This is a genomic window from Billgrantia aerodenitrificans, from assembly GCF_021404405.1.
GTDB classification, from domain to species: domain Bacteria; phylum Pseudomonadota; class Gammaproteobacteria; order Pseudomonadales; family Halomonadaceae; genus Halomonas; species Halomonas aerodenitrificans.
Genome location: NZ_JABFTV010000001.1, coordinates 391,114 through 417,583, shown reverse-complemented (window position 1 = coordinate 417,583; position 26,470 = coordinate 391,114). Strand labels below are relative to the sequence as shown.

Below are 26,470 nucleotides of genomic sequence, written 5' to 3'. Positions count from 1 at the left end.
ACTTCATTCCCGTATCTTCTCCGGCACGGCGGCATCCGCCAGTGCCGCCTCACGCTCGAGCAGCGTGCGCTTTCTCTCCACACCCCAGCGGTATCCGGAAAGCGCGCCGTCGCTACGTACCACCCGATGGCAGGGCACCGCCAACGCCAAGGTGTTGGTCGCACAGGCCCGTGCTACGGCACGCACCGCCCTGGGCGAACCGATACGAGTCGCCAGCTCGGCATAGCTTAGCGTCGTCCCGATGGGGATCTCGGTCAGCGCATGCCAGACACGCCGCTGAAAGGCAGTACCGCGAACGTCCAGCGGCAGAGACAGCGCACCCTCGGGCGCCTCGACGAAGCCGGCTACCGTGGCCACCCATTCATCGAAGGCGGTATCGCCGGGGATCAGGCTGGCCGTAGGAAAGCGGTCTTCCAGCTCGCGCAGCAAAGCTTCAGGGTCGCCTCCCAAGGAGATGGCGCAAATGCCCTTGTCGCTTGCCGCCACCAGCAGCGCTCCCAGGCTGCACTCGGCCAGCGCGAAGCGGATCTCGGCGCCTTGGCCACCCGCGCGGTAACGCTTCGGTGTCATGCCGAGCATGCGGTCGGCGCCGGCATAGAAGCGCCCGCTGGAGTTGAACCCCGCCTCGTACATCGCCTCGGTGACCGTCTCACGCTGCGTCATGGTCTGGCGCACACGATCCGCACGACAGGCGACGGCGTAGGCCTTGGGAGTGAGCCCGGTGACCGACTTGAACACCCGATGGAAATGAAACCGGCTCAGCCCCGCGGCTTGTGCCAGCTCATCGAGAGAAGGCAGGTCCTCGGCGGCTTCGATGAGCCGGCAGGCACGGGCAATGCGCTCGGCGTTGCGCTGCGCCAGCGAGCCTTCCTGAGGATGGCAGCGCCGGCAAGGCCGATAGCCGGCCCGCTCGGCCGCCGCCGCGTCGGCATGAAACTCCACGTTCTCGCGACGTGGCCGACGCGACGGGCAGGTCGGGCGACAATAGATGCCCGTGGTGCGTACCGCATAGACGAAGGCGTCATCGGCGCTGGCATCACGATTCGACACTGCCGCCCATTTCGCCTCATCGGAATCGAAGGCGGCAAGTGAGTCGCTGGCTGTTTCGGTCATGGCGGGCCCCCGCGGTGGCTTCGGCGTTCTCCGAGAGTTCAGGATGAGCCCAATCCCCGCCTGGCACACTCCATCTCTTGCTTTCAAAGTGAACTGACTATTCGCTGACAAACGCAGCATAGCATCACCGAGCCGCTCATTTTTTTAACGGCAAGAAGCGGAGTGAGGGCTTACCTCAGCATCGGCAAGGTGGGTATGGGGTCGCCATCGATCTCATATCCACACCTAGGAGAATAGTGCCATGAAACGACTTGCCGATAAGGTCGCCATCGTCACCGGAGCCAGCTCGGGCATTGGCCATGCCACTGCCCGCCTGTTTGCCAAGGAAGGCGCCAGCGTAATAGTGAGCGCTCGCCGCCAGAGCGAACTTGATGCCCTGGTCGAAACCATCGCACACGATGGCGGCCGTGCCATTGCCGTCGCCGGCGACATAGCTGACGAACGCTTGGCGCAGCGCCTGGTCGCTACCGCCCTGGAGCGCTTCGGCGGGCTCGACATCGCCTTCAACAACGCCGGTATCATCGGGTCGATGGGGCCGCTGCAGGAGATGGCGCCGAGTGACTGGAACAGCGTGCTGGATACCAACCTGACCGCCGCGTTTCTAGGGGCTAAATACCAGATCCCGGCATTGCTGCAGCGTGGCGGCGGCAGCCTGCTGTTCACCTCGAGCTTCGTCGGTCACACCGTCGGCATGCCCGGCATGTCCGCCTATGCCGCCAGCAAGGCCGGCCTGCTGGGCATGATGAAATGCCTGGCAACGGAGCTGGGGGCCCATGGAATACGCGTCAACGCCCTGCTGCCCGGCGGCACTGACACACCTGCCAGCATCACCAACGCCCCCGATGCCGGACCGGAAGTCCTCGCATTCGTCGAAAGCCTGCATGCGCTCAAGCGCATGGCCACACCGGAAGAGATCGCCCGAGCGGCGCTCTACCTGGCTTCCGACGATTCGAGCTTCGTTACCGGCACAGCCATGCTTGCCGACGGTGGCGTCTCCATCAGCCGTACATGATTGATACGAAGCGTTGCCGCCTGGCTTGGCGGCAACGCTTTCGATGAAGTCGTTCCTCAAACGCGCTGCCACCCTATCAGGAACAACCACCACCCCGGTAAGCACTTACTTACCGAGTAACCGCCTTGCAGCCACGCGTGCACCATCGGGACGCATCATGCCTGCCAGGTCGGCTGCTGCTCTACGCGTGTCGGGGGTCAGTACCTTTCCGAGCGCAGTTGACAGCGTCTCGAAGGTTGGCACCGATCCGTCATGCACCGTACCGACACCAAGTGCGGCCACACGGCTAGCCCAGTGCGGCTGGTCGGCAGCCTGGGGCACAATCACCTGGGGAGCACCGGCTCGGGCAGCCGTGGTCGTCGTGCCCGCGCCACCGTGATGCACCACGGCAGCCACTCGACGAAACAGAGCCTGCTGGTTGACCTCGTCGACCATCAAGCAATCGTCTTGGTCATCGACCGAAGACAGCTCGGCCCAGCCACGGGCGAGGAGTACTCGATGGCCTTGCGCACGAATGGCCTCGATGGCAACCCGAGCGCTCTCTTCTGGGACACGCATGCTGCCGAAGCCCACGTAGACCGGTGGAGTCCCAGTCTCCAAGAATGCGACCAGCTCCGCTGGCAGCGGTCGCTCGTCCGGCAAGAACCATGCATCGGTCTGCACCACGTTGAGGTCCACCAGTCCCGGATCCTGGCTCAAGGTCGTGTCCGCCGCTACCCATGGCTGTTCGGTAAACATGAAATCCCGCATGGCGATCACCGCCGGCAGGCCGATCGACGCCCGATGGTGGTTGATTGCCCCACCAATAAGCGAATGCCAGCCTTGGGTTTGCAGCAAGGTCGGACAAAACACCACGAACCGATGAGGAATGGTCAACTTTTCGGCCACTGAAGTTGCGGTGAAGTGCAGCATGCCGCTCGCCACGAGCATGTCACACCCCTCGGCTGATTCAATGAGTGTTTCATAGGTCGCAGCAATGTACTCAGCGACGAAATCATCCACGCTCGGGACGCGCTCCTCCGCAGTCGACGAACTTGTCGCCCATGAACGCCACGACCTGCCGAAGGGCACGAGGGACACCCCAGCACGGTCCAGCAGCAGCCTGAACTCTTCGTCCGGCGGCGCACAAAGCCGTACCTCTGCTCCGAGTGCCTGAAGCTCCACCGCCAAGGCCACCATGGGCTCGACATCCCCACGCGAACCGTAGGTCGCTAGTAAAATCCGCATCTCGCCCCCACTTTTCTTAGGCTCAGACCTAGGACAGAGTTTATATGACAAGAATGGAGCGCGCCGCAGGCTTCCCCGGCTGCTACCTTGCAAACGCAGAACGGCGCCTCAGTAAGCACCGACTTATCGGTAGCGCCTACCATCTTTAATGACTGGAATGGCATGGCAGGAGGCAGCATGGATTTTCTCGTCAACCTGGACGTGGACGACCTGGAGCGCGGCATCGACTTCTACGTCCACGCCTTTGGCCTCGAGGTCGGTCGTCGTTTCGGCGACGACGGTGCCGAACTGATCGGCGGCCCGGCGCCGATCTACCTGCTGGTCAAGGCCGCCGGCTCGCCGGCTTACACCACGGAAGGCACCGCATCAGGTACACAGCGCCACTACAGGCGTCACTGGACACCGGTGCATCTGGACGTGGTGGTAGAGGACATCGAGACCGCGGTGGAACGCGCCATCGCCGCCGGTGCCACCCAGGAAAAGCCCATCGTCACCGATAGCTGGGGCAAGCTGGCGTTGATGGCCGACCCCTTCGGTCACGGCTTCTGTTTCGTGCAGTTCCTGAATCGCGGCTACGATGAGATCGCGACGGTTTGATCGCTCGCCAGCGAGTCGATCACGAACCCGAACTCACTCGCCAGTGCCCGACGTCCCAGCTCGCTGATACTCACTACCCGCGAGTGCTTCTGCCGGTCGATCCAACCGAGTTCCAGCATGCGCTCGGCCACGGCGGCCCCCAGCGCCCCACCGAGGTGATCGCGCCGCTCGCTCCAGTCGAGGCAGGGGTAGGCAAAACGTCGACGGCGCTTGCGTAGGGAAGTGACATCTATGCCGAAGTCGGCAAACCAGACCTTCCCTCGCTCCGTCACGTCCATGGCCTCGCCATGGTTGACCAAGTACTCCCTTTCGAGCAGTACTGCCGTCAGCCGTGTGCCCAGTTCCCCGGCCAAGTGGTCATAGCAGAATCGCGCAGCCCCCAAGGCACCTGCCGGTCGCCTGCACGGCGGCGCCACCTTCATCGGTTTGGCCACTACCATCAGCGCCTCGACGGCATGCGCCACCTCAGCCGACGCCAGCCGGTAGTACTTGTGCCGCCCTTGGGCCGTCGACTCGATCAGGCTATCGCGCTGAAGTCGCTTGAGATGCTCAGTCGCCGTGCCCGGCTGCACGCCACAGCCATAGGCCAGCTCCTTGGCGGTCAATGCCCGGCCTTCCATCAGCAAGGCGAGCATACCCATGCGGCTCGGATCGCCAATGGTGCGGGCTAGGCGTGACAGGTCCGGCTCAACCATCGTTAGCTCTCCACCTAACTGTTTATGTCTGACAAGCATAGGCCAACGAGACACAATCTGACTTCACCCCTTGAACATGCTCAGAGCAGTCAGTCGCTCAACCGCAGATACAGGAGATTCCCAATGATCGCCGTAATCTTCGAAGTCATTCCCAAGTCCGGTCATCGCGACCAGTACCTCGACATCGCCGCCAGCCTGAGGCCGCTGCTCGATGAAATCGACGGATTCATCTCCATCGAACGCTTCGAAAGCCTCACCCAGCCGGGCAAGATCCTTTCACTCTCCTTCTGGCGCGACGAGCAGGCCGTCGCTCAGTGGCGCCAACTCGAACGCCACCGCGCAGCCCAGACACAGGGCCGCGAAGTGGTGTTCGACGACTATCGCCTGCGCGTGGCCACGGTGATGCGCGACTACGGCATGCACGAACGCGACCAGGCGCCTGCCGACAGCCGCGAGCGTCATGATTCTTCGTCTGCTTCCGGATGAAGGACATCGCCCCGGTAAGCCCTTACTTACCGGGGCGCCGCTGCCGGCTGGCAGAACACCAGTACCAGGTCCGGCAAGACCCAGGTGGCCTGGCGCCTAGAGAATTTACTCATCAAAGCTTTGATAATCCAAAGGGAAGGTGGCACTACAAACTTTTACAGTGGTATGGTATTAATTCTGGTATCAAGATGAAATACTTAGTGAGCCATAGTAACAAAACACCAGATGTACCATGCGGGCGCTTTCATTGCGACATCACTGATTGTTCGACATTAACAAAAAAGAGCATATGACCTACAGCTCAACGTTCAGCATGACTGTTTGATGGAGCTTGCGCGAAGCGAATTGCTCAATCAATCCAGAGGACTGTCGGCCTCTTACTGCGCCTCCTACAAGATTAATGAAAAAAGCAGGTGCGCCACTATGCGACAGCCAAAAACGAGATCTGGAGTGTATAAACAGCATCGGATGAATAGCGCAATCCAGCGCGGTGGCAACACGTTCCAGCATGAGTATGATGGCAAACGTCTTCACTACCAAGGTGCCAGCAATCCAACTTGGTACTCTATGGCGCCAACGCCTGGCGGTCGACGCTCCAAGCCGATTTCATGGGCTATATCTGCGATAATTGCTCCCCTGCCGGCCATGCGCGTAGCTTCCACTGCCGATACTCATCAGAAAAGCCCGTTCGCCGCAAAGGCTCTAACCACGATCAACCAAGGAAAGCGGTGCCTGAGGCTGGCTCTCGCGCTGGCGCTGCCCACGCTGCTGCTGCCGCAGGTGAGCTGGGGACAGTCCTTGGATGGTTTGGGAGGTCTTTCCGGTAACGACAGCGATGCGGCGGGTGTAAGCGCCGACGGCTTGGTCGTGGTGGGGATCAGCGATAACCGAGCCTTCCGCTGGACAAGCGTCGCCGGCATGACAAGCCTCGGCCCAGGCGCTGGCCGTGCCTACGCCGTTAACTCCGACGGCTCGGTCGTTGTCGGATACGAAGGGTCCTTCGGAACACGAGAAGCCGTACGCTGGACTAACGATGGTGGAACGCAGATCCTCGGCACACTCCCTGGCGGAGCGACAAGCAACGCTTATGGCGTCAACGCCGATGGCTCGGTCGTAGTGGGCGAGAGCGATAGCATCGACGGCCTTCGCGCTTTCCGCTGGACGGATTTTGGGGGCATGCAACACCTCAGCGCTCTGGACGGCGGGACCAGTTCGGCCCGGGGCGTAAGCGGGGACGGCCAGATCGTGGTTGGCCGAAGCACCAGCGGCGATGGCACTCGCGCCTTCCGCTGGACGGAGGCCGACGGGATGGAAAGCCTCGGCGTCCTCGATGGCGGCGCCGCAAGCGAGGCCAGCGCCATCAGCGCCAACGGCCTCGTGATCGTTGGTTTCAGCGAGAGCAGCGACGGCACTCGCGCCTTCCGTTGGACCGAAAGCGGCGGCATGCGAGATCTCGGCCTCTTCGCAGGTAGAGGCGAAAGCATGGCCCACGCCGTAAACGCGGACGGTCAGGTCATCGTGGGAGCCGCCACAGCTCCGGACGGTACGGATTCTCAGGCATTCCGCTGGATGGAAAGCACCGGCATGCAAAGCCTGGAGGATCTGCTAACAGCCCAGGGCGTCGATATAAGCGGCTGGGAACTGGCGGACGCCACCGGCGTCAGCGGGGATGGCGAGATCATCGTAGGCGCAGGTTGGACGGGCGCCGACAGCCAAGGCTTCATCGTGTACCTGCCGATCGATGAGGACGGCCCTCCGCCTGGCCTGACGACGCCGGAGCGGTTGTCTCGAGCGCTGGCCGATACCGGTGCGGCCGGGCAGCAAGCGCAAGGCGCGGTCATGGGCGGCCTGGGCCAAACCCTAACCGTCGCGCGACTGTTCAGCGGTTCTCAATCCTTGCCCGATCGTCTCACCGGCAACGTTCAGATGGCTTCGCTCGCCCCTAACGTCTCCTACGGCGCGCCCCGGGCCTCGCGCTGGTCGTTCTATGCCCTCGGCAACTTGGGCAATGGGTATTTCGGCGAGAGCGGCAGTTGGGGGCTCGATGGGGCAGTGGGCCTCGCCGCCGATGTCTCGCCAGGCTGGCGTGTTGGCGGCGGCGTCATCGGCTCCTACAGCCGCTTCGACCTGGACTTCGGCGGCGAAAGCCGCCTGGATGCGCTGGGCGGCTCGACCTTTGCAGCCTATGAAGGAGCCAACGGTCTGCGCCTGGGCGCGGCTGCCTACTTGGCACAGTTGGATGTCCGCACTGATCGGCGTTATCAGAATGGCGCTGGCATCGACAGCTCACAAGGGGATACCGATGGCCTAGGCTACGGTCTTGCACTTAACGCCGGCTGGGCCTTCCCCGTCGCTAGCGCCACTAGCCTGACACCCTTCGCCGAGGTGCAGTGGTCGCGCAGTGAGCTCAAGGGCTATGAAGAACACGGCGGAGCCTTCGCAGCTAGCGTTTCCGATCAGGACGGCCGTTCGACCGTGAGCCGTCTAGGCGCAGAGATTGCGCACAGTGTGTCTCCAACGTTAGAGGTTCAGGCCAGCGCCGCCTGGGCCCGGCGCCTCGACGGCGACGCCGGAACGGTCAACGCCACCACGCTGGGCCTGACCCAGGTCATGACCCCGGGGCTTGGCGACAGCGACTGGGCAGAGGGCTCGTTCGCCACAGTCTGGCAAGCCAACGACCGCGCCCAGCTCTACGCCCAACTCACAAGCCGCAGCGGCGAAACTCAGGCCCTAGCACTCGGCGCCACCGCCGGCATCACCTGGAACTTCTAGAATAGCAGCAGACGAAGTAAGCAACGTTGCTGCCTGATCCAATTCCACGGCACTTTGCGACAACCTACCAGGCCTCTGGAAAATGCCATCGACACTAACCCCCCTCGACAGCTTCGATGCCCAAGCTCGAATACCACGGCGCGGCCCAGGCTCAGGGCCGCGAAGTGGTCTTCGACGACTATCGCCTGCGCGTGGCCAAACCTAGGCAGCCAGACGCGACTCCAATTCATGCAGGCTCACGTGCCCCTTGAAGTGGCCCACCCCCGTCGGCAGTTCGCCGCGCTCGATGGCCTCGGCGAAGCGCACGGCCGGGTCGTCCTTGAGTTTCGCCAGATGCCGCGCCAGGTTGGGATATTCCTGCTTCAGGTCGAACAGGCGATGGTACTCGGCCCAGCGAGCAATACCGACGAAGTAGGCATCCGCCATGCTGCGCGCATCGCCCAGCAACCATTCCCGCTCGGCAAGCAGTTTATCCAGATAAGCGCAGCTCTCTGCCACAGACTCGCGGCCCAGCCGGCGCAGCATTTCCTGCTCCACACCGCTCATTCCTTGCGTATCGTAGAGGGTCCAGAGTGGACCGAAGGCGGCGAAGAAGTCCGTGTTGAGGTAGGCCAGCATCTGGTTGAGGCGATCGAACTCCCGGCTGCCCTGCGCGAAGCCCAGCCGCGCATCGAGGTCGCGTGCCGCCAGGTGCTGCAGAATCGCCAGGCTCTCGGTCAGAGGCTCGCCATCCTCCAGCAGCAATGCCGGTGTCTTGAAAAGAGGATTGATCTTGGCATAAAGCGCATCCCAGGGCTGCTCCAGCATCTCGATGCGGCACAGGCGATAGGGCTTGCCCAGCCACTCGAGCGCCACGATAGAGCCGAACGAACAACCTTGCGGTACGCCATAGAAGAGAACGGGTTCCATTGTCTTGCTCCTTGTTGAGAGTGAGAAAAGCCAGCGCCCTCTGCGCTTGGCCTTGTCAGCAAGGTAATGGCTAAATAGGGCGAATCATGTCCTATTGGAAACAGGAACCTTCAGCGTGGCCAATCCCACCGTTCGCGTGCTGACACTGCTCGAACTGCTGCAGGCCCATCGCCACATGAGCGGCCGGGAGCTAGCCGAACGGCTGGGCGTCGACCGGCGTACGCTTAGGCGGTACATCCAGGCGCTGGAAGAGCTCGGTATTCCCGTCACCACCGAGCGGGGACGGCACGGCGGCTACCGCCTGATGCCGGGCTTCAAGCTGCCACCGCTGATGCTGACCAGCGAAGAGGCGCTGGCCGTCTCGCTGGGGCTGCTCGCCGCTCAAGGGTTATGCATTGCCGAAACGGCCCCGGCGCTGGACACCGCGCGGGCCAAGCTGGAGCGGGTCATGCCCGCCAGGCTGAAACAGCAGGCACAGGCACTGAGCGAGAGCGCCCGGCTGGAATTGCCCTCGGCCAGGGCTCCGGGCGACGAGCGCCTGCTGCTATTGTTCGCCACCGCCACCCAGGCCCGCCAGCGCGTGCGGCTCGACTACCGCGACGACCGGGAGCAGCACACCCAGCGTGTGCTCAACCCCTATGGCCTGGTCTTCCGCGGCGGGCGCTGGTACGTCAGCGGCTGGTGCCACTTACGCCGCGACCTGCGCAGCTTTCGCCTCGACCGCATCATTGAGGCCACACCGCTCGAGGCCAGCTTCGACAGGCCGGCCGACTTCGACCCGGCCGCACACCTAGCCCACAGCATCGCCAACCTGCCCCGCGCCACCGCCGTCAGCGTGCGCCTGCACACCGATCTTGCTCATGCCGTCGAAGAGCTGGGTCGCCATATCGGCGTGTTCACTCCCGACGGCAACGCCGTGCTGCTGCATGCTCGAACCGACAGCCTGACCTGGTTCGCTCGCCAGCTCGCCCATCAGCCCTACGACTTCGAAATCCTCGACCCACCGGCGCTTTGCGATGCCCTTGTCCAGCAGGCCGTTCGCCTCCAGCGTCTGGCCATGCCAACTGGCCGTTAAAAAATAAAGGGGCATGTCGAAAGCGACTATGTTGAATCGAAGTAGGGAAGCGGTACCAACAACAACCCCTGGAGATTCACCATGCAGCTTTCCACCTACCTGATCTTCGACGGCAACTGTCGCGAAGCCTTCGAGTTCTACCAGCGCTGCTTCGATGCCAAGCTCGAAGCCGTATCCACCTATGGCGAAATGCCCGCCAGTGAAGGCATGGAAATACCCGAGGAAGCCCGCGACCTGATCATGCACGCCCGCCTGCGCATCGGCGATCAACTGCTGATGGCATCGGATAACTCCCCCGGTTGCCCCGCGCCCTACGAAGGCATCAAGGGCGCCAGCATCGCGGTGGGAGTCGACTCCGTTGAGCAGGCCGAAAAGCTCTTCAATGCGCTGGCCGACAACGGCAACGTGCAGATGCCCCTCGAAGAGACCTTCTGGGCGCATCGTTTCGGCATGCTGGTGGACAAGTTCGGCGTCGCCTGGATGATCAACTACGACAAGGAGCAGCAGGCCGCCGCCTAGCGCAGCACGGCTTCCTCTCTCAGCCGCCCGGCCAGCAGATCGATGAAGGCCCGAACCTTGGCCGCCGGGCGGCGCCCCTCTCGATGCACGATATGCACGGGTAGCGGCGGCGCTTCGAAGTCCTCGAGCACCGTGACCAGTTCGCCGCGCTCGAGCTGCGGTGTGACCTGATACGACAGCAGACGCGTCACTCCCCAGCCAGCGGCCGCTGCCTGCGCGGCACCGTCGTTGACGTTGATCACCAGGCGCGGCTTGAGCCGGTACGAAGCCCCCTTTTCTCCGGTCTTGGAAAAAAACGTCCACTCCGGCTGCAAGGAGATGCCGCTGGCCATGACGATGCGATGCTGGCCGAGGTCATCCGGATGCTGTGGCCATCCATGACGCTCGAAGTAACTAGGAGCACCGCAAACCACACGCCGCACCTGACCGACGCGCACGGCGCGTAGCGTTGAGTCAGGCAGCTCGCCGATCCGCACCGCCACGTCGAAACCCTCGTCGACCAGATTCACCACCCGGTCCAGGAACACCGCATTCGCGTTGACCTCGGGATACTCCGCCAGGTAATCGAGCAGGGTCGGCAGCACGAAAAGCCTGCCGAACAGCACCGGTGCGGTCACGTTGAGCTGTCCGCGCGGCATAGCGGCAAGCCCCGCCGCCGATTCGTCGGCCTCCTTGACGTCTTGCAAAATGCGGCGGCAGTCGTCGAGATAGCTCGCCCCCGCTTCGGTCACCCTCACTACTCGAGTCGTGCGCGTCAGCAGACGCACGCCCAGACGCTCCTCCAGCTCGGCAACGGCGCGCGTCACGGCGGGCGGCGAGAGCCCCAGACGGCGGGCTGCCCCGGCAAAGCTCTCCTCCTCCGCCACGGCGAGGAATACCGTCATCAGGTGAAAGCGATCCATTTATTGTTCCGAAAAAAGAAATAGCCAATTGCATTCTATGACGATTCTTCAAGGTTTCGAAATTCGTCAAGCTTGCCGTGTCCGCAGCTCACGCTGCGACGCCGCACATAAAGCGGGCGTTCAAACCAAGTGGAGCTTTGTCATGAGCCGTATCAACGTCGTCAGTCTGGAAACCGCCGATGCCGAGCAGAAGGCCCTATTCGATGCGATTCAGTCACAACTGGGCGTGGTGCCTAACTTCCTGAAGGTGTTTGCCAATTCACCGAAGGCGCTGGAGGCCTTTCTCGGCCTGCATGGCATCGCCAAGTCGGGCCGTCTCGACCTGCGAACCCGGGAGCGTATCGCCCTGGCGCTGGCGCAGCAAAACGGCTGCGAATATTGCCTTTCCGCACACTCGACGCTTGGCCAGGGCGCTGGGCTGACCATCGACGAAATGATCGCCAATCGCCGCGGCACCAGCCAGGACGCCAAAGCCGCTGCCGCAGTCGCTTTCGCCCGCGCTCTGGTCGAGCACATGGGCGAGGTAACCACGGCAGAGCTGCAGGCCGTACGCGATGCCGGCTATGGCGACGGCGAGATCGTCGAGATCATCACCCATGTGGGCTTGAACCTGCTGACCAATATCCTCGGCAAGGCCAGCCGCGTGGAAATCGACTTCGACCGGGTCACCCTGGATTCGGTTGCCTGACCCGAAGCCGTTGCGGTGCCGCTCCTCCTGAGCGGCACCTATCGAGGAACTTCGCTATGACACGTGCCTTCAAGATACTCACCTATACCCCTTCGGTTCGCGCCGCCCAGGCTCGCTACGGCAGTCGGGAAGCCACCAAGCCCGTCGACCCGGCCGAAGTCGAACGTGACGTTCTCAGCGCGCCGATTCGCGAATTCATTGCCGCCCAGGACCACTTCTTCATGGCCAGCGTCGGCGAAAATGGCTGGCCCTATGTGCAGCACCGTGGTGGGCCGCCCGGCTTCCTGCAGTGCCTTGACGATCACACCCTCGGTTTCGCCGATTTCATCGGCAACCGGCAGTACATCAGTGCGGGCAACATTGCCCATGACGACAGGACGATGCTGTTCCTGATCGACTACGCCAACCGGCGGCGGCTGAAGATCTGGGGCCGGGCACGCATCGTCCACGAAGAGGACGACGCTGCCCTGCTGGCTCGGCTGGAGTTGCCCACCTACCGCGCCCGGGTAGAGAGAGGCTTGGCGATCGACATCGAGGCGTTCGATTTCAACTGCCCGCAGCACATCACGCCGCGTTTCACCGTGGCGGAAATCAGCGAACGCTTCCCCGCTAACAGCCCCGGTTCGGCCTTTTGAAGGCAATGAACGGAGTGATTCCCATGATGGGAATCGGCAAGTTGCAGGGATATACCGCCTAGGGAGGCAACATGAAACTGCCCAAGCTCAAGTCTTGGTTCAAACAAGGCCGCTACCGCTCTGCCAACCATCGTCATCATGTCGCATTGAAAGAGTGCGATGCCCGTATGCTGCGCGACATCGGGCTCTATCGTGAACGTGGTCGACTGATGCCGCTCCATCCGGAGCGAGAGTAGTGCCTGTCTGGCTCACCTGATAATTCGAACGAAAGGCGGGCAGGCGCATGTCACATTACGCCCACCTGAATCGTCATGACAGTGACGGCCACTCGGCCTTCGCCTCTCTACCTCAGCGATTCAGGAGCCACACATGAGCCAGAGCACTCTATTCATCACCCACAAGGCACTGCCCGGCAAGCGCGACGAGGTACGCCGCGCCTGGGAGACCCACCTGATGCCGAGCATCCAGGCGCGCCAGGCCCACGACGCCTATTTCTACTGTTACGATGACAGCGATCCCGACACCATTCGCGTCTTCCAGCGCTATGCCGTCGGCGCGGATCCACAGGCTTTCATGCAGGGGCCGGCCTACGATGCCTATATGGCAGCAGTGTCGCCCCTGCTGGCCCATCCGCCTGTGATCCACGCCGCCACGGTGGCCTGGGCCAAGGACAGCTCAGCGCCGATAGCCGAGACAGCCTGATGCCTTCTGCCGATTTTCTGCGCTTCGAAGAGGCCCGCCCCATGCTGCTGGGGCTGGCCTATCGCATCCTCGGCTCGCGCGCCGACGCCGAGGATGCGGTGCAGGACACCTTTCTCAAATGGCAGGCAGCGGATCGTGAGGCTATCGATACGCCTCACGCCTGGCTGACTACGGCCTGCACGCGACGCTGCCTCGATCTGTTGGGCAATGCCCACCGGGCCAGGGTCGACTACGTGGGTGCCTGGCTGCCCGAGCCCATCCCGACCACCGCCGTATCCGATGCGGAACGCAGCATGCAGCTGGCCGACTCTCTCTCCACCGCCTTCCTGCTGCTGCTGGAACGCCTCTCGCCCAAGGAGCGGGTAGCCTACCTGCTGCATGAGATCTTCGACACGCCCTACGCCGAAATCGCCACCATGCTCGAACTCAAGGAGCCGGCCTGCCGCAAGTTGGTTTCCCGGGCGCGAGCCAACCTGCTGGCTGCCGAGCAGCGCCATGCTCCTCCGCGGGAGCGCCAGCAGGCGCTGCTGGAAGCGTTCCGGCTCGCCATCACCGAAGGCACCACGGCGCGGCTAGCGAACCTGCTCTCGGCCGAGGTCCGCCTCAGCGCCGAACTCGACTTCCTGGCCAGCCGCCTGAGCCAATACTGGGCTGACTATCTGTGGCGCGTGGCCGACATCAACGGCGGTCCCGGTTTCATGATGTACCGAGAGGGAAGCGTCGTCGCGACGGTGACCTTCGGCTACGACCGCTCAGGCCAGGCCACGGATATCTTCATCGTGCGCAATCCCGACAAGCTGACACGACTGAGGTCATGACTGGCGCTCGACTATCGCACGGCAACCGCTCTCTCTGGCCTGGGGATCCAGCAACCCGATGATCCATTCTCGCACGGCAGCAATGGCCGGCTCCTCGAGCCGCTCGGGCGGGTAGACGAGCTGGAAGGGAGCGGCCTTCACCTCGGGGCCGAATGGCTGAACCAGGCGCCCCTGACGCAGCTCCTCTTCGACCAGATACCGGCTCATCAGGGCTATGCCCTGGCCGTCCAGGGCAGCGGCGATGCCATGGGTCTCGTCGGAGAACATCAGTCCGGCGCTGACGTCGAGCCCCGGTACCTGGACCTGGCGCTGCCAGGCCGCCCAGTCCAACGGCGCGGGCGAAGAGAAGTGCAGCAGCGTATGGCGTACCAGTTCGGCCGGTTCACGCAGCTTCAGCATGGGGCTGCAAACGGGGACGAAAACATTGTCGAACAGCTTCTCCGCGACCAGCCCGGGCCAGGGGCCCTCGCCATAGCGAATCGCCATATCAGCGACGACACCATCCAGGGCAACCGCTTGGTGGGAAACCTGAATGCTCAGGTCGATCTGCGGGTGGGCATCGCGCAGCAGGCAGACCCAGGGCAGTAGCCAGCGTGCTGCCACGGCCGGAGTGGTGGAGAGCGTTACCGCCTGCCGCGTCGGCGGACGGCGCAGCTTGGTCACCGTCTCGTCGATGGCGTCGAAGGAGTCGCTCAGCACGGTGAGCAGCGCCTGGCCCTGAGTCGTCAGCACCAGTTGCCGCGGCCGCCGCACGAACAGGGCAACGCCCAGACTCTCTTCGAGCTGGCGGATCTGATGGCTGATCGCCGTCGGCGTGACCGACAGCTCCTCGGCAGCACGCTTGGCGCTGAGGTGGCGCGCCGCCGCCTCGAAGGCGCGCAGGGCGGAGAGCGAAGGGAGTCGTCGCGGCATCATGGATGAGTTTAATTTTCCGATATCAAAAAAGAATCGTCGTTTGTTGCCAATCAATGCTTGGCACAAGCTATCAAACACGCCTGAAACAGATTCACCCAAAAGGACCTATGTCCAATTAAAGGAGAAATCCCATGACACGTCTACTCCATCTCGATGCCAGCCCACGCCCCGGCCGTGCCGGCACCCACGACCACGGCTCCCACACCCGCCGGCTGACCCACCACTTCGTTTCCCGCTGGCGCACTCTGGAGCCGGATGCCGAGATCGTCTATCGGGATATCGGCGCCAATCCGCCTCCTTTGACCAGCGTCGAGTGGATCGAGGCCGCCTTCACGCCCGCCGAAAATCGCAGCGAATCCATGCAGTCAGTGCTTGCCGAGAGCGACACGCTGGCCAGCGAGGTCGAGCAAGCCGACATCCTGGTGCTCGGCGTACCGATGTACAACTTCGGCCCGCCGGCCGCGTTCAAGGCCTGGATCGACAATATCGTCCGCCTGGGCCGCACCGTCGATTACGACCCGCAATATGGTGACCACCCTTACCTGCCGCTGACGCACTACATTCCGCTAATGGCCGACCGGCCGCGCCACGCGGTGCTGCTCTCCTCCCGCGGCGATCACGGCTTCGACCCCGGGGGACGTTTGGGCGAGCTCAACCATATGGAGCCTGGCGCGCGCACCGCCCTGCAGTTCATCGGCATCGGCGGCTTTCACAGCATCGCCATCGAGCACCAGGAGGAAGGCGGCGAGGCACTGGCCGCCTCGACCCAAAGCGCCCTGGAGCGCGTCGACCGGCTGGTCGAGCAATTGCACAGTGAAGTTACGGCCAAGCGCCAGCTGCAGCCGGCCTGAGGGCACCCCTCGATGGCCGAACACCGGGGCGCTTCGCGCCCCGTTCTGCGTTTCACCGCTATGAGGCCTGGCCGACCGCTGCTTTGTCGGTCACCGGGTCGGCTTTGGCACCGGCCGCCTCGCGGCGCTCCGAGTAGCGGTCCACCAGCGTCTCATTGTGGGGCCGCAGCAGCACGGTGAAGCGCACCAGTTCTTCCATCACGTCAGCGATGCGGTCGTAGAGCGGCGAGGGTCGCATGCGCCCGGCCTCGTCGAACTCCTGGTACGCCTTGGGCACACTGGACTGGTTGGGGATGGTGAACATGCGCATCCAACGGCCGAGAAGGCGCAGGGTATTCACCGCATTGAACGACTGCGAACCGCCGCTGACCTGCATCACTGCCAGTGTGCGCCCCTGGGTGGGCCGCACCGCCCCCATGCTCAGCGGCAGATGGTCGATCTGCGCCTTCATCACGCCGGTGATCTGTCCGTGGCGCTCGGGACTGCACCACACCTGCCCTTCGGACCACAGCGCCAGCTCGCGCAGCTCCCGCACTGCCGGGTGATCATCGCCCGGCACCTGGTCCGGCAGCGGCAGATCGGACGGATCGAAGATCCGCGTCTCGGCGCCGAAATAGCGCAGCAGCCGCGCAGCCTCTTCCACCGCCAGGCGCGAATAGGAGCGTTCGCGCAACGAACCGTAGAGCAGCAGGATGCGCGGCGGATGGCCCAGCGGATCGGGCAAGCCCTGACCGGGCTGCCGAAGAGCGAAGCGCTCGTCGAGGGCCGGTAGAACATCGGGGTCGTTCAGCGTGCGAAGCCTCATGTCGCCTCCTTCATGGCGTGGGTTTGCAGAACGAGCAGCGCCACCAGAGCGGCGAGCCCCAGGGCCGAGGAGAACAGCAGCGCCTGGGTGCCGAAGCGCTCGATCAACAGGGCGAAGGCCAGCGGCGCCAGCGCCTGGCCGAAGCGTGCCGGCACCATCAGCACGCCCTGGCGCAGGCCATAGTCGTGGGGGCCGAAAATGGCCAGCGGCAGCGTGCCCTTGGCGATGGTGAGAATGCCGTTGCCGGCGCCGTGCAGGAGCACGAACAGCGTGGCCAACGGTGCCCCCAGCGTCATCACGCCGAGCGCACCAATGGGATGCGCCACCACCGCCAGCTTGGCCGAGAACAGCGGATGAAAGCGCTGCAGCAGCGAGAACTCGAGCATTCGCGCCGCCACTTGGGCCGGCCCCACCAGCGCCGCGGCGGCAATGGCGGCGGCGGGCGAGAGGCCGGCGATCTGCAGCAGCCACGGCAGGTGCGCCGCCATGGCCGTGCTAACGAACCAGGTGACGGCAAAGACGAAAGCCAGCAGCGCCATGGGCAGCCAGGTCGAATTCGCCTCGGCAACTGCCGTCTCGGCGTGAAGCGCGGGCGGCTGGATACCGAATGGAATCAACAGCCGGTTGAGCGGCAAACCCAGCAGCAGGTGTACCGCCGCCCAGGTAAAGCAGGCATTCTGCCAGCCGAATTCGGCGTTGAGCCAGCCGGTGATCGGCCAGCACACCGTGCTGGCAAAGCCCGCCAGTAGCGTAATACCGGTAATGGCGCCGCGCGCCTCGCGGCCATAGAGCCCGGCCAGGGTCGAGAAGGCCGATTCGTACAGTCCCATGCCCATGCCGACACCGATCACCAGCCAACCTGCCCATAGCAGCACGGGCCCATCCGCCAGACCCAGCAGCACCAGACCCAGGGCGAATACCAGGCTCGAGGCAGCCAGCACGTCGCGTCCGCCAAATCTGTCGATGCGCCGACCTACCGCCGGCCCCAGCACGGCCGACACCACCAATGCCGAGGAGAACGCCGCGAATACCGTACCCGTGGTAAGGCCGAGGTCTTGCGCCATGGGCACGGCCAGGATGGCCGGCAAATAGTAGGTCGAGCCCCAGGCAAGCGTCTGGGAAACGCCCAGGGCGAAGACCACACCGGTGCGCGAGCTCATCGTCTACCTCGATCATCGAGGTATTGGGACCTGAAAAAACGCGCCGCACTCATCCTTCCCGCTCCTCCCGTTTCACTGCCCCAGCAGCCATACGGCGGCTCTCGACGATGCACTCCGTGGCCTCCAGCCAGGCATCCACCGCCACCTGAAAAGCATCCCGCCCCTTCTCCGTCAATGCGTAGACCTTGCGCGAGCGCCCCTGCACCACCTCGTTCGTGGACGAGAGGTAGCCCCCCGCCTCGAACTCGTTAAGTACCGGATAGACCGTGCCCTCCGAAGGACTGCAGCAGCCGTTGGTGCTCTTCTCCACCGCCTGCACAACCTCGTAGCCATGCATCGGCTTGCGGTGCAGCACGCTGAGCACGAAGAACTTCGACAGCGACATCTTGATCGTGCCGCGCCAGTAGGAAGGATCGCTGTAGTCGGGGATCCGGCGGCCGGCGGCCGCTTCGGATTTCGCTTTGGTCATGGGAGAAACCTATACCTCGATGATCGAGGCGTCAAGCGTGATCGGTTCTCTCACGCCCCGTGCCGGCGGCCTGCTCACGCACTCCTGCCAGCATCAGGGATAGGCCGAATTCGAAGCGACCGTCGAAATCGAAGAAGCGTCGCGCCATCAGTTCCGTATCGAGATGGCTAAAGTCAGGACTTGCCAGCACCTCGCCGAGGGAAGCGGTAATGGTCGCCGTGGCCTCGCCGGGTTCGTCGGGCAGCCCCTGCTGCTCCAGCGTTTCGCCGAGAATGAAAGAGAGCAGCGTGGTCATCGCCCAAAGCGCCCGGTCACGGTCGAGTCCGGCTTTCACCAGCAGCTCCATCAGCGTTTCGGCGCCGCGCAAGGTGCTGTGCTTGGCGGAGTAGCTGCCACCGACGATACGCGCACCGTCACGATACCTCAGCAAGGTACGCCGCAGGCGCCGGACGAACTCGGCCAGATTGACATAGGCATCCTCGTCATCGAGCCCGCCCAGCGGAACGGCGGCCACGATGGCATCGGCCATCTCATCGAGCAATTGCCGCTTGTCGGCCACGTGGCGGTAGATCACCGGCGCCTGCACGTCCATGGCATCGGCCAAGGCTCGCATCGTCAGTCCATCCAGGCCATCCCGGTTCACCAGTGACAGCGCCGCCTCGGCTATCTGCCGTACGCTCAGCTTCTCCTTCTTCCGTCGCCTACGCTTCGGCGCGCTGTCGTTTTCCGTCACGCGAATTCTCGCTTCGTGTCATTTGTCGCTTGACATATTAACAGCGTTAACAATATATTCAAGCCGGCTCTATTAACGGCGTTAACAAAATGCTCCCGATGTCGCTTCCACTCGCACGCACACTGTCCAGATGGCCACGGATGCTGCTCTTCCTGTCGCTCGCGCTGGGCCTTACCGCCTGCACCGAGGGCGGCGCCAGCACCGACAGCGAGGAGGTGATACGCCCGGTGCGGGTGGAAAACGCCATGTCGCTCCCGGCGCCGAGCCACCGCTTCGTTGCTCGCCTGGAAGCCGCCAGCACTGTCGATCTGGCCTTCCAGGTGGGCGGCCAACTCCTCGAGCAGGGCCCACGTGAAGGCGCCTTCGTACCACGCGGCGAAACCTTGGCGATGCTTGATACCACCGACTTCGAACTGGCGCTGCGCCAGGTGGAGACGCGGCATGAGCAGGCCCGGCGGGAGTACGAGCGCCTGCGCCGGCTGCATACCCAGAACGCCGCCTCGACGGCGAGTTTCGAGCAGGCAGAGGCCGAATTTCATACCCAGACCGTGGCGCTCGAGCAGGCTCGCCGACAGCTCGCCTACGCCCGTCTCGAAGCCCCCTTCGACGCTCTGGTGACCCGCAGGCTGGCCGAGCCCTTCGCCACCGTAGCCGCGAACACGCCGATATTGCGGGTGCAGGACATGAGCGAGCTTCGCCTGCGCTTTCATGTGCCCGAGCGGCTCAGCGCCATCCTCGAGCATCCCGATACGTACCGAATGGAGGCCATCTTCGAGGCTGCTCCAGAACGGCGCTTCCCGGTCCGCTATCGGGAGCACCGCCCCCAAGCCGACCCGGTAGGGCAAAGCTATCCGGTCAGCGTAGCCATGCCTCGTCCAGACTCGCTCGAGCTGTTGCCCGGCATGACCGCGAGCCTCGTCGTCACTCGGCTCGACTCAGAGCCATCCGGTGTCACGGTGCCGATTTCAGCGCTGGACCCCGGCAACGACGGCGAGATGCGCATCTGGAGGTTCGATCCCGAGTCGCAAACGGTAACGTCGAGCCCCGTCACCCTCGGTGCTGCACTGCCTGACCGTGTGACGGTGCTCGACGGACTGGCGGAAGGCGAGCCGATCGTCACTTCCGCTACCCACCTGCTGCGCGACGGCATGCAGGTCAGGCCCCAAGCGCGCCTCGACTAGGACACGTTCATGGACATCGCCCGCACCGCCATCGACCGCCCCGTCCAGACCTGGCTGATCATTCTGGCCTGCCTGTTGGGGGGCCTGTGGGCAATGCTGACCCTGGGCCGGCTGGAAGATCCCTCGTTCACCCTCAAGACCGCTATCATCACCACGCCCTACCCCGGCGCGAATGCCGAACAGGTCGAGCAGGAAGTCACCGAGAGGCTGGAATCGGCCGTCCAGCAACTGCCGGCCGTCGACTACGTGCGCTCGCGCTCGCGCCCTGGCATCTCCGAGGTCGAGGTCGAGATCAAGCGCGCCTATCCCAGCCGCAACATGCCGCAGCTCTGGGACGAGCTACGACGCAAGATCGGCGATGCCCAGGCCAGCCTGCCCCCGGGCGCCGGCCCTTCCCAGGTCAACGACGACTTCGGCGACGTCTACGGTATCTACTACGCAATCACCGCGCCGGAACTGAGCGATGCGGAAATTCGCGACCTGTCGAGGTTCCTGCGTCGGGAGCTGCTGACGGTGAGCGGCGTCGCCAAGGTCACTACCGCCGGCGAGCGCAGCGAGGCCTTGTACGTGGATCTCGACAGCGAGCGTATGGCCAGTCTCGGCGTACCGCTGGAGCAGGTGATCGAAACCCTGCGTGCCGCCAGCGCCATTGCCGAGAGCGGTGCCATCACCCTGGATGAGCGCCGCCTGCGCATCGCCTTCTCCCAACAGTTGGCGAGCCCCGCTCAGTTGGTGGAGCTGCGCATCGGTCGCCCCGGCACTACTGAGCAGATCCGCCTGGGCGATATCGCCACGATCCGGCGTAGCGCAACGGAGCTGCCCGATCATCTGATTCGCTTCAATGGGATGCCCGCCTTCACGCTTGCCGTGGCCGGAGTGGCTGACGTCAACATCGTCGAGGTTGGGCAGGCAGTGGAGGCCCGGCTGCACGAGCTACAGGAGCGAATACCGCTAGGCGTCGAGCTCCATCCGATCTACGAGCAGCACCGGGTGGTCGACGATGCCATCGGCAGCTTTCTCATCAGCCTGGCGTTGGCCGTGGCGATCGTCATCGGCGTGCTGTGTCTGTTCATGGGCTGGCGGGCCGGCCTGGTGGTCGGCGCCACCCTGCTGCTGACGGTACTCGGTACGCTGCTGTTCATGCGCGTGCTCGGCCTCGAGATGGAGCGCATCTCGCTGGGCGCGCTGATCATCGCCATGGGCATGCTGGTCGACAACGCCATCGTAGTGACCGAAGGCATGCTGATCGGCATGCAGCGGGGAGCCAATGCCCGCGACGCCGCCAACACCGCCGCCAAACGCACCCAGATACCGCTGCTCGGCGCCACGGTCATCGGCATCATGGCGTTTGCCGGCATCGGCCTCTCGCCCGACACCACCGGTGACCTGCTCTTTTCCCTGTTCGCGGTGATCGCCGTTTCGCTGCTGCTGAGCTGGGTACTGGCCATCACCGTCACGCCCCTGCTGGGGCACTATCTGCTGAGAACGGCGCACGAGGCCAAGACGCCCTATACGGGCAGGCTCTATCGAGGCTATCGCCGGCTGCTCGAGGGCGTGCTGCGCTGGCGCCTGCTTACGCTACTGAGCCTCATTCTGTTCACCGCCGGCTGCATCTTCGCCTTCGGTTTCGTCAAGCAGGCCTTCTTCCCCGCCTCGAATACGCCCATCTTCTTCCTGCACTATCAGCTGCCCCAAGGCACCGACATTCGCGCGACGGACCGTCACATGCAGGGTCTCGACGATTTTCTTCGCGCCCAGCCGGAAGTGCTCTCGGTAACGCAGTTCGTGGGGCGCGGCGCCAGTCGCTTCGTGCTCACCTATACACCGGAACGGCCCAGTTCCAGCTACGGCCTGTTCATGATCCGCACGGCCGAACGCGACCAGATAGAACCGCTGGCAGCTCGGCTGCGGCAGCGGCTAGACGCACATCACCCCGATGCGCAGGCCAGGATCGAGCGCCTCATGTTCGGGCCCAACGTCGTCAGTATCGAAGCACGCTTCTCAGGGCCCGATCCGGTCATGCTGCGCTACCTGGGCGACCAGGCCAAGGCGATCATGGAACGCGACGCTCTGTTGACCGACATCGTCGACGACTGGCGCCAGCGCGAACTGGTGCTCGAGCCGGTATTCGACGAGGAGCGCGCTCGCATGGCGGGCGTTCAGCGCGACGCGACCATGCGCGCGCTGCAGTTCGCCACCACCGGTATTCAGGCCGCCCTCTATCGAGAAAACGATCGCCTGCTTCCCATCGTGCTGCGCCCACCCCAGCACGAGCGCCTGGACGTGACGCGCCTGCACGAGAGGCAGCTGGAAAGCAACAATGGCAACGTACCCATCCCGCTACGGCAGATCATCGAGCGTTTCGACACCACCAGCGAAGAGAGTGTCATCCGCCGCCGCGACCGCATGCGCACCTTGACGGTTCAAGCCAGTACGGTGAGTGGCGTTACCGCCAGCGAGGGCCTTTCACGCATTCGCGGACCCATCGAAGCGCTTCCCCTGCCCCTCGGTTATCGCTTGGAGTGGGGCGGCGAGTACGAAGCCTCCGGCCGTTCGCGGGCCTCGCTGCGCGCCCAGCTACCGTTGGGTTTTCTCGCCATGCTGGTGATCAGCGTGCTGTTGTTCGGCAAATGGCGCCAGCCGCTGATCCTGTGGCTGGTGGTACCCATGTCGATCTGCGGCGTAGTGATCGGGCTTCTGGCCAGCGGCATGCCGTTCACCTTCACGGCGCTGCTCGGGCTGCTCAGCCTCTCCGGCATGCTGATGAAGAACGGTATCGTGCTGCTCGACGAGATCGACGCCCAGATCCGCGAGGGCAAGCCCGGCGGCCCGGCCGTGGTGGAAGCCAGCGTCAGCCGCCTGCGGCCGGTGGTACTGGCTGCCGGCACCACCATCCTCGGCATGCTGCCCCTGCTCGGCGACGCCTTCTTCGCCAGCATGGCGGCGACGATCATGGGCGGGCTAGCCTTCGCCACGCTGCTTACCCTGGTCGCGGTGCCGGTGCTCTACGCCCTGCTGTTCGGCATTCGGCCATCGCCAAAGCGCGTCCGTGCCGGGCCAAAGCATTCCCGCGCCGGGCAGCCAAGCTAGATGCCCAGCGACCGGGCTATGAGCATTTTCTGAACCTCGATGGTGCCTCCCGCATAGAGGCAGAACGGGGCTTCGCGATAAAGTCGCGATACGGGCTCGAAGTCGAAATAGGCGCGCCCGCCCATGACCCGTGCCGCCATCTCGACGACCTTTTGCAGCTGATCGGAGCAGAAATACTTGGCCATGGAGATGGCCTGCGTTGCGTCCTGGCACTCTGCGTGCTGACGAATGGCCTCCTCAAGAAAGAGCCGCATGCCGCTGGCGAGGGTGCACATCTCGACGACGGTATGTTGAATGGCCTGAAAATCGCGTAACGGTCGGCCGAACTGATGGCGCTCCTGAACGAATTGCATGGCACGATTCGTCGCCGCATCGGCAAACCCGCATGCCATGGCAGCGACGATCAAGCGCTCGAGAGTTCCCGTCTTGCGTAGCTGAGGCCATGCCGAGTTTACCCCCGCCTCCCCGCCGAGCACTCCGCTTTCCGACACGAGGACTTCCTCGAACATGACACAACACGAGGGATAGCCATTACCCGAAAGCTTGCTCAACGGCTCTACACTCAGCCCCTCCGCGCTCCCAGGTACCAGCAGAATACCGTAGGATTTGGCGCCACCCTCGGTGGTTCGGGCAACCGTCAGTATCAGGTCGGCGGTCGCCGCCCCGGTGATATAGATTTTCTCTCCATGCACCACATAGTGATCGTCCCATCGTGTGGCCTGAGTCTTGATGCCGGCCGCATCCGACCCTGCTCCCGGCTCGGTGAGAGCAAAAGCGAGCTGCAACTCGCCTGCGGCAACGCGCGGCAGCAAAGCCTTTTTTTGCGCAACCGTTCCGGCATAAGAAAGACATAGCGGCCCGAGCAAGCCAGCCACCATGTAGATGGTGGCCAGCGTTCCTGAGCGCTCGGCGAGCAGACGAATGACCGTGCAGGCCTTTTCCATGTCACCTGGCTGCGGTCCGGTCTGCAGCGGATCCGAAAACCCGAAAGTCAGTAACTCATTGGCTGCCAGAGTTTCGAGTACACCGGCTACGAAACCGGATCCGGCCTTCTCGCCATCCACTCCATATTTCTGCAAGATCGCTTCGGTAGCCGTAATGGCACGTTGGGAAAGCACACGGGTGTCGCTCATATCTACCTCGCGTTCGTCGTTGTTATTCTGACTGGAGTTCACGACTCCAAACCTGGCCTACCAGATCCTTGCCGAAGCTGTGATGGGGCTCCTCCTCCACCAGTTCGAATCCGGCTTTTTTATAGAGCCGGCGCGCATCGGTCAGTACGCTGTTGGTCCACAGCATCATTTTCCGGTAGCCGACCTGGCGGGCGAACCTGAGGCACTCATCCACCAAGCGGCTGCCGATACCATGCCCGCGGGCAGAGGGGTCGACGTAGAGCAGCCGCAGTTTTGCGGTCGCGTCGTCTTCGCGGACAACGAACACCGACCCAACGACGACGCCATCCTTTTCGGCGATCCAGCACCGCTCCCAGCGCGGGTCGAAATTGCGCAGGTACTTGGCAACGATCTCCGCGATTAACGCTTCGTACTCTTCGTTCCAGCCGTACTCCTGCGCATAGAGCACCGCCTGCCGGTGTACGATCCAGCCCATGTCGCCCGGCTGTGGATCGCGCAGCAGATAGCTCAGGCCGGCTTCTCCGAGCAACCGCCTGATCTGGCTCATCGCTTCGATCAACTGATGCTGCTCCGGCTCCGTGAGCTGCTTCAGCATGCCGACGACCTCGCGTTGCGAAGCCTCGTCCAGCGGCCGGAACGTCGCCAGCCCCTGATCCGTCAGCTGCAGTTGCGCCGCCCGTCTGTCGGTGGGCGAGGGAGTCTTGGTAATGAGCCCCTGCTTTTCGAAGCCCTTCAGCACCCGGCTCACATAGCCTGCGTTGAGGCCAAGCTCGCGGCAGATATCGGCGCTGGTGAGCATCGGCCGATGCGCCAGCTCGTACAGGATGCGGACTTCCGTCAGCGAGAACTGGCTCTCCAGAAGGTGCTCGTGCAAGACCCCAATCTGCCGCGTGTAGAAACGATTGAAGCTGCGTACGGTCCCGGCTCGCTCGTGTAGGTCTTGTTCTGCGCTCATGGGAGACTCTCTCTTTGCTTGCCTAAAGCAAATAATTAGTTGCTTTAGGCAAGCAAGTCAACTGCGAGATTCAGTCAAGAGCCACAGCGGAATGGCACCTAAACGGCGCTGGATTGCACCGGCCCATAGCGCCGCCGCACATGGTCGCGATAGCCTCCCGGCGTAAAGCCGGTCACGGCCTTGAAGTCATGGATGAAGTGGGCCTGGTCGAAGTAGCCGGCGGCGAAGGCGGTATCGGTCAGTGAGATCGTCGCCCCGCCCTGCTTGATCAGCTCGCGGCTACGGGCGACGCGCAGCAGCCGGGCATAGCGCTTGGGCGAGAGCCCCACATGGCGCTGAAACAGACGCTCCAGGTGGCGCTGGCCGAAGGGCAGCTCAGCCACCAGCGTGGCGACACTGGCCTGGCCTTGGTGGCGCTCGAGCCAGTCGAGTGATGCCGTCAGGGCCGGCACCTGTGGCGCGGCGTGCCGCCGCAGCCGCTGGAGCAGATAGCCCTCCAGCAGCGCAATGCGCCCCGCCGGATCGGGCGTCTCGAGCAGCCGCTCGTGCAGCGCCTCGAGTTCGAGCCGGCGCAGGGCCTCGCCCGGCGTCAGCCCCCCACCGGCCAAGACCGCCAGGGATTCGCCCAGGAACGGCAATGCCATGCCCGGCAGAAAGCGCACGCCCAGCAGCTCGAGCTGGCTCCCCACCGTCAGGCGCGCCGTGCGCCGCTTGGGCCCGTCTATCCAGCAGGTACCGCGCAGTCGATTGCCGTCGCGCTCCAGCGCGCCGCCGAAGTTGAACAGCAGCCCCGCGGCACCATCCGGATGCAGCAGTTCTCTGTCTGCCGGTCTGTCTGCCAGTTCTCTGCCTGCCGGCTCGCTACCCCCTTGCCCCTGTGACTGCCCCTGTGACTGCCCCTGTGACTGCCCCCGAGCCTGCCAGTAGCACTGCACATAGGGACGCAGCGCGGCACTGGGCGTGAAGCGCTGCAGCACAAGGCCGGTACCACCTGGCGGGTGCGGTTGGAACGTGTTGCTCATGTTGGG

At 63.8% G+C, this 26,470-nt stretch carries 27 protein-coding genes and 1 pseudogene; 14 read left to right on the top strand and 14 right to left on the bottom strand.

Annotated elements, in window-relative coordinates; genetic code table 11:
- Positions 1-3: 3 nt before the first annotated feature.
- Positions 4-1,113 (bottom strand): bifunctional DNA-binding transcriptional regulator/O6-methylguanine-DNA methyltransferase Ada, encoded by a 1,110-nt coding sequence (gene ada, locus HOP59_RS02025; RefSeq protein ID WP_234252629.1) that lies wholly within the window; start codon positions 1,111-1,113, stop codon positions 4-6.
- A gap of 241 nt (positions 1,114-1,354) precedes the next feature.
- Between ada and HOP59_RS02020 the strand changes: the two genes are divergently transcribed.
- Entirely contained in the window at positions 1,355-2,125 is a 771-nt protein-coding gene (locus HOP59_RS02020) for an SDR family oxidoreductase (protein ID WP_234252628.1), read from the top strand.
- 105 nt (positions 2,126-2,230) lie between these two features.
- Here the strand turns inward: HOP59_RS02020 and HOP59_RS02015 are convergent, their stop codons facing one another.
- Together HOP59_RS02015 and HOP59_RS23640 are read right to left on the bottom strand one after the other, a co-directional pair.
- Positions 2,231-3,127, bottom strand: coding sequence for a glycosyltransferase (locus HOP59_RS02015; protein WP_234252627.1), 897 nt, complete (start codon positions 3,125-3,127; stop codon positions 2,231-2,233).
- 66 nt (positions 3,128-3,193) lie between these two features.
- Positions 3,194-3,352 (bottom strand): annotated as a pseudogene (locus HOP59_RS23640) (glycosyltransferase); the annotation flags it as partial.
- Between the two features lie 177 nt (positions 3,353-3,529).
- On the opposite strand from HOP59_RS23640, the gene HOP59_RS02010 reads away from it, so the two are divergent.
- Positions 3,530-3,949 carry a VOC family protein gene (locus HOP59_RS02010; protein WP_010629816.1) on the top strand — a complete coding sequence of 140 codons (420 nt, stop codon included), beginning with the start codon at positions 3,530-3,532 and terminating at the stop codon, positions 3,947-3,949.
- Here HOP59_RS02010 and HOP59_RS02005 read toward each other — a convergent pair.
- Complete coding sequence (locus tag HOP59_RS02005; RefSeq protein ID WP_234252626.1) at positions 3,925-4,644, bottom strand: ArsR/SmtB family transcription factor; 720 nt, start codon at positions 4,642-4,644, stop codon at positions 3,925-3,927. The two genes, HOP59_RS02010 and HOP59_RS02005, sit on opposite strands and share 25 nt — an antisense overlap.
- 123 nt (positions 4,645-4,767) lie before the next feature.
- On the opposite strand from HOP59_RS02005, the gene HOP59_RS02000 reads away from it, so the two are divergent.
- Both HOP59_RS02000 and HOP59_RS01995 read left to right on the top strand, forming a co-directional pair.
- Entirely contained in the window at positions 4,768-5,130 is a 363-nt protein-coding gene (locus tag HOP59_RS02000; protein ID WP_234252625.1) for an antibiotic biosynthesis monooxygenase family protein, read from the top strand.
- 450 nt (positions 5,131-5,580) lie between these two features.
- Positions 5,581-7,902: an autotransporter domain-containing protein gene (locus HOP59_RS01995; RefSeq protein ID WP_234252624.1), complete on the top strand. Its 2,322-nt coding sequence runs from the start codon at positions 5,581-5,583 to the stop codon at positions 7,900-7,902.
- Between the two features lie 201 nt (positions 7,903-8,103).
- Here the strand turns inward: HOP59_RS01995 and HOP59_RS01990 are convergent, their stop codons facing one another.
- The gene (locus tag HOP59_RS01990) at positions 8,104-8,811 is read right to left on the bottom strand and encodes a glutathione S-transferase family protein (RefSeq protein WP_010629820.1); all 708 of its coding nucleotides are present in this window, start codon (positions 8,809-8,811) and stop codon (positions 8,104-8,106) included.
- Positions 8,812-8,926: 115 nt separating this feature from the next.
- Here HOP59_RS01990 and HOP59_RS01985 point away from each other — a divergent pair, with 115 nt between their 5' ends.
- Together HOP59_RS01985 and HOP59_RS01980 are read left to right on the top strand one after the other, a co-directional pair.
- Entirely contained in the window at positions 8,927-9,886 is a 960-nt protein-coding gene (locus HOP59_RS01985; protein ID WP_234252623.1) for a helix-turn-helix transcriptional regulator, read from the top strand.
- 81 nt (positions 9,887-9,967) lie between these two features.
- Positions 9,968-10,405: a VOC family protein gene (locus HOP59_RS01980; RefSeq protein WP_010629822.1), complete on the top strand. Its 438-nt coding sequence runs from the start codon at positions 9,968-9,970 to the stop codon at positions 10,403-10,405.
- Here the strand turns inward: HOP59_RS01980 and HOP59_RS01975 are convergent.
- Entirely contained in the window at positions 10,402-11,307 is a 906-nt protein-coding gene (locus tag HOP59_RS01975; protein ID WP_234252622.1) for a LysR family transcriptional regulator, read from the bottom strand. The two genes, HOP59_RS01980 and HOP59_RS01975, sit on opposite strands and share 4 nt — an antisense overlap.
- A 142-nt stretch (positions 11,308-11,449) precedes the next feature.
- On the opposite strand from HOP59_RS01975, the gene HOP59_RS01970 reads away from it, so the two are divergent.
- The 5 genes from HOP59_RS01970 to HOP59_RS01950 all read left to right on the top strand — a co-directional run bounded on the left by HOP59_RS01970 (position 11,450) and on the right by HOP59_RS01950 (position 14,150).
- Positions 11,450-11,995: a carboxymuconolactone decarboxylase family protein gene (locus tag HOP59_RS01970; RefSeq protein ID WP_234252621.1), complete on the top strand. Its 546-nt coding sequence runs from the start codon at positions 11,450-11,452 to the stop codon at positions 11,993-11,995.
- A 56-nt stretch (positions 11,996-12,051) separates the two neighbouring features.
- Positions 12,052-12,630 carry a pyridoxamine 5'-phosphate oxidase family protein gene (locus HOP59_RS01965; protein ID WP_234252620.1) on the top strand — a complete coding sequence of 193 codons (579 nt, stop codon included), beginning with the start codon at positions 12,052-12,054 and terminating at the stop codon, positions 12,628-12,630.
- A 71-nt stretch (positions 12,631-12,701) separates the two neighbouring features.
- Positions 12,702-12,866, top strand: coding sequence for a hypothetical protein (locus tag HOP59_RS01960; RefSeq protein ID WP_234252619.1), 165 nt, complete (start codon positions 12,702-12,704; stop codon positions 12,864-12,866).
- Positions 12,867-12,999: 133 nt separating this feature from the next.
- Positions 13,000-13,332, top strand: a complete 333-nt coding sequence (locus HOP59_RS01955; RefSeq protein ID WP_234252618.1) for a putative quinol monooxygenase — start codon at positions 13,000-13,002, stop codon at positions 13,330-13,332.
- On the top strand, positions 13,332-14,150 hold the full coding sequence (locus tag HOP59_RS01950) for a sigma-70 family RNA polymerase sigma factor (RefSeq protein WP_234252617.1): 819 nt from the start codon (positions 13,332-13,334) through the stop codon (positions 14,148-14,150). Before HOP59_RS01955 ends, HOP59_RS01950 begins: the two co-directional genes overlap by 1 nt.
- On the opposite strand, the gene gcvA is transcribed toward HOP59_RS01950, so the two are convergent.
- A complete protein-coding gene (gene gcvA / locus HOP59_RS01945; protein ID WP_234252616.1) occupies positions 14,145-15,065 on the bottom strand; it encodes a transcriptional regulator GcvA in 921 nt (306 codons plus the stop codon). The genes HOP59_RS01950 and gcvA overlap by 6 nt on opposite strands.
- A 131-nt stretch (positions 15,066-15,196) precedes the next feature.
- On the opposite strand from gcvA, the gene HOP59_RS01940 reads away from it, so the two are divergent.
- Positions 15,197-15,916, top strand: a complete 720-nt coding sequence (locus tag HOP59_RS01940; RefSeq protein ID WP_234252615.1) for an FMN-dependent NADH-azoreductase — start codon at positions 15,197-15,199, stop codon at positions 15,914-15,916.
- Positions 15,917-15,974: 58 nt separating this feature from the next.
- Here HOP59_RS01940 and arsH read toward each other — a convergent pair whose 3' ends face one another.
- From arsH to HOP59_RS01920, 4 genes are read right to left on the bottom strand one after another with little or no spacing between them, the layout of a single operon-like run.
- Complete coding sequence (arsH, locus tag HOP59_RS01935) at positions 15,975-16,721, bottom strand: arsenical resistance protein ArsH (RefSeq protein WP_234252614.1); 747 nt, start codon at positions 16,719-16,721, stop codon at positions 15,975-15,977.
- On the bottom strand, positions 16,718-17,881 hold the full coding sequence (locus HOP59_RS01930; protein WP_234252613.1) for an MFS transporter: 1,164 nt from the start codon (positions 17,879-17,881) through the stop codon (positions 16,718-16,720). Before HOP59_RS01930 ends, arsH begins: the two co-directional genes overlap by 4 nt.
- 49 nt (positions 17,882-17,930) lie before the next feature.
- Positions 17,931-18,350 carry a PadR family transcriptional regulator gene (locus tag HOP59_RS01925; protein WP_234252612.1) on the bottom strand — a complete coding sequence of 140 codons (420 nt, stop codon included), beginning with the start codon at positions 18,348-18,350 and terminating at the stop codon, positions 17,931-17,933.
- Between the two features lie 31 nt (positions 18,351-18,381).
- Complete coding sequence (locus tag HOP59_RS01920) at positions 18,382-19,083, bottom strand: TetR/AcrR family transcriptional regulator C-terminal domain-containing protein (RefSeq protein WP_234252611.1); 702 nt, start codon at positions 19,081-19,083, stop codon at positions 18,382-18,384.
- 140 nt (positions 19,084-19,223) lie between these two features.
- Between HOP59_RS01920 and HOP59_RS01915 the strand changes: the two genes are divergently transcribed.
- Positions 19,224-20,264: an efflux RND transporter periplasmic adaptor subunit gene (locus HOP59_RS01915; RefSeq protein WP_234252610.1), complete on the top strand. Its 1,041-nt coding sequence runs from the start codon at positions 19,224-19,226 to the stop codon at positions 20,262-20,264.
- A 9-nt stretch (positions 20,265-20,273) separates the two neighbouring features.
- Positions 20,274-23,354, top strand: a complete 3,081-nt coding sequence (locus tag HOP59_RS01910) for an efflux RND transporter permease subunit (protein ID WP_234252609.1) — start codon at positions 20,274-20,276, stop codon at positions 23,352-23,354.
- Here HOP59_RS01910 and HOP59_RS01905 read toward each other — a convergent pair.
- The 3 genes from HOP59_RS01905 to HOP59_RS01895 all read right to left on the bottom strand — a co-directional run bounded on the left by HOP59_RS01905 (position 23,351) and on the right by HOP59_RS01895 (position 26,464).
- Positions 23,351-24,487, bottom strand: coding sequence for an acyl-CoA dehydrogenase family protein (locus tag HOP59_RS01905; protein ID WP_234252608.1), 1,137 nt, complete (start codon positions 24,485-24,487; stop codon positions 23,351-23,353). The genes HOP59_RS01910 and HOP59_RS01905 overlap by 4 nt on opposite strands.
- A 22-nt stretch (positions 24,488-24,509) precedes the next feature.
- Positions 24,510-25,442, bottom strand: coding sequence for a bifunctional helix-turn-helix transcriptional regulator/GNAT family N-acetyltransferase (locus HOP59_RS01900; protein ID WP_234252607.1), 933 nt, complete (start codon positions 25,440-25,442; stop codon positions 24,510-24,512).
- A gap of 98 nt (positions 25,443-25,540) precedes the next feature.
- Positions 25,541-26,464, bottom strand: a complete 924-nt coding sequence (locus HOP59_RS01895) for a helix-turn-helix transcriptional regulator (RefSeq protein WP_234252606.1) — start codon at positions 26,462-26,464, stop codon at positions 25,541-25,543.
- Positions 26,465-26,470 lie beyond the last annotated feature (6 nt).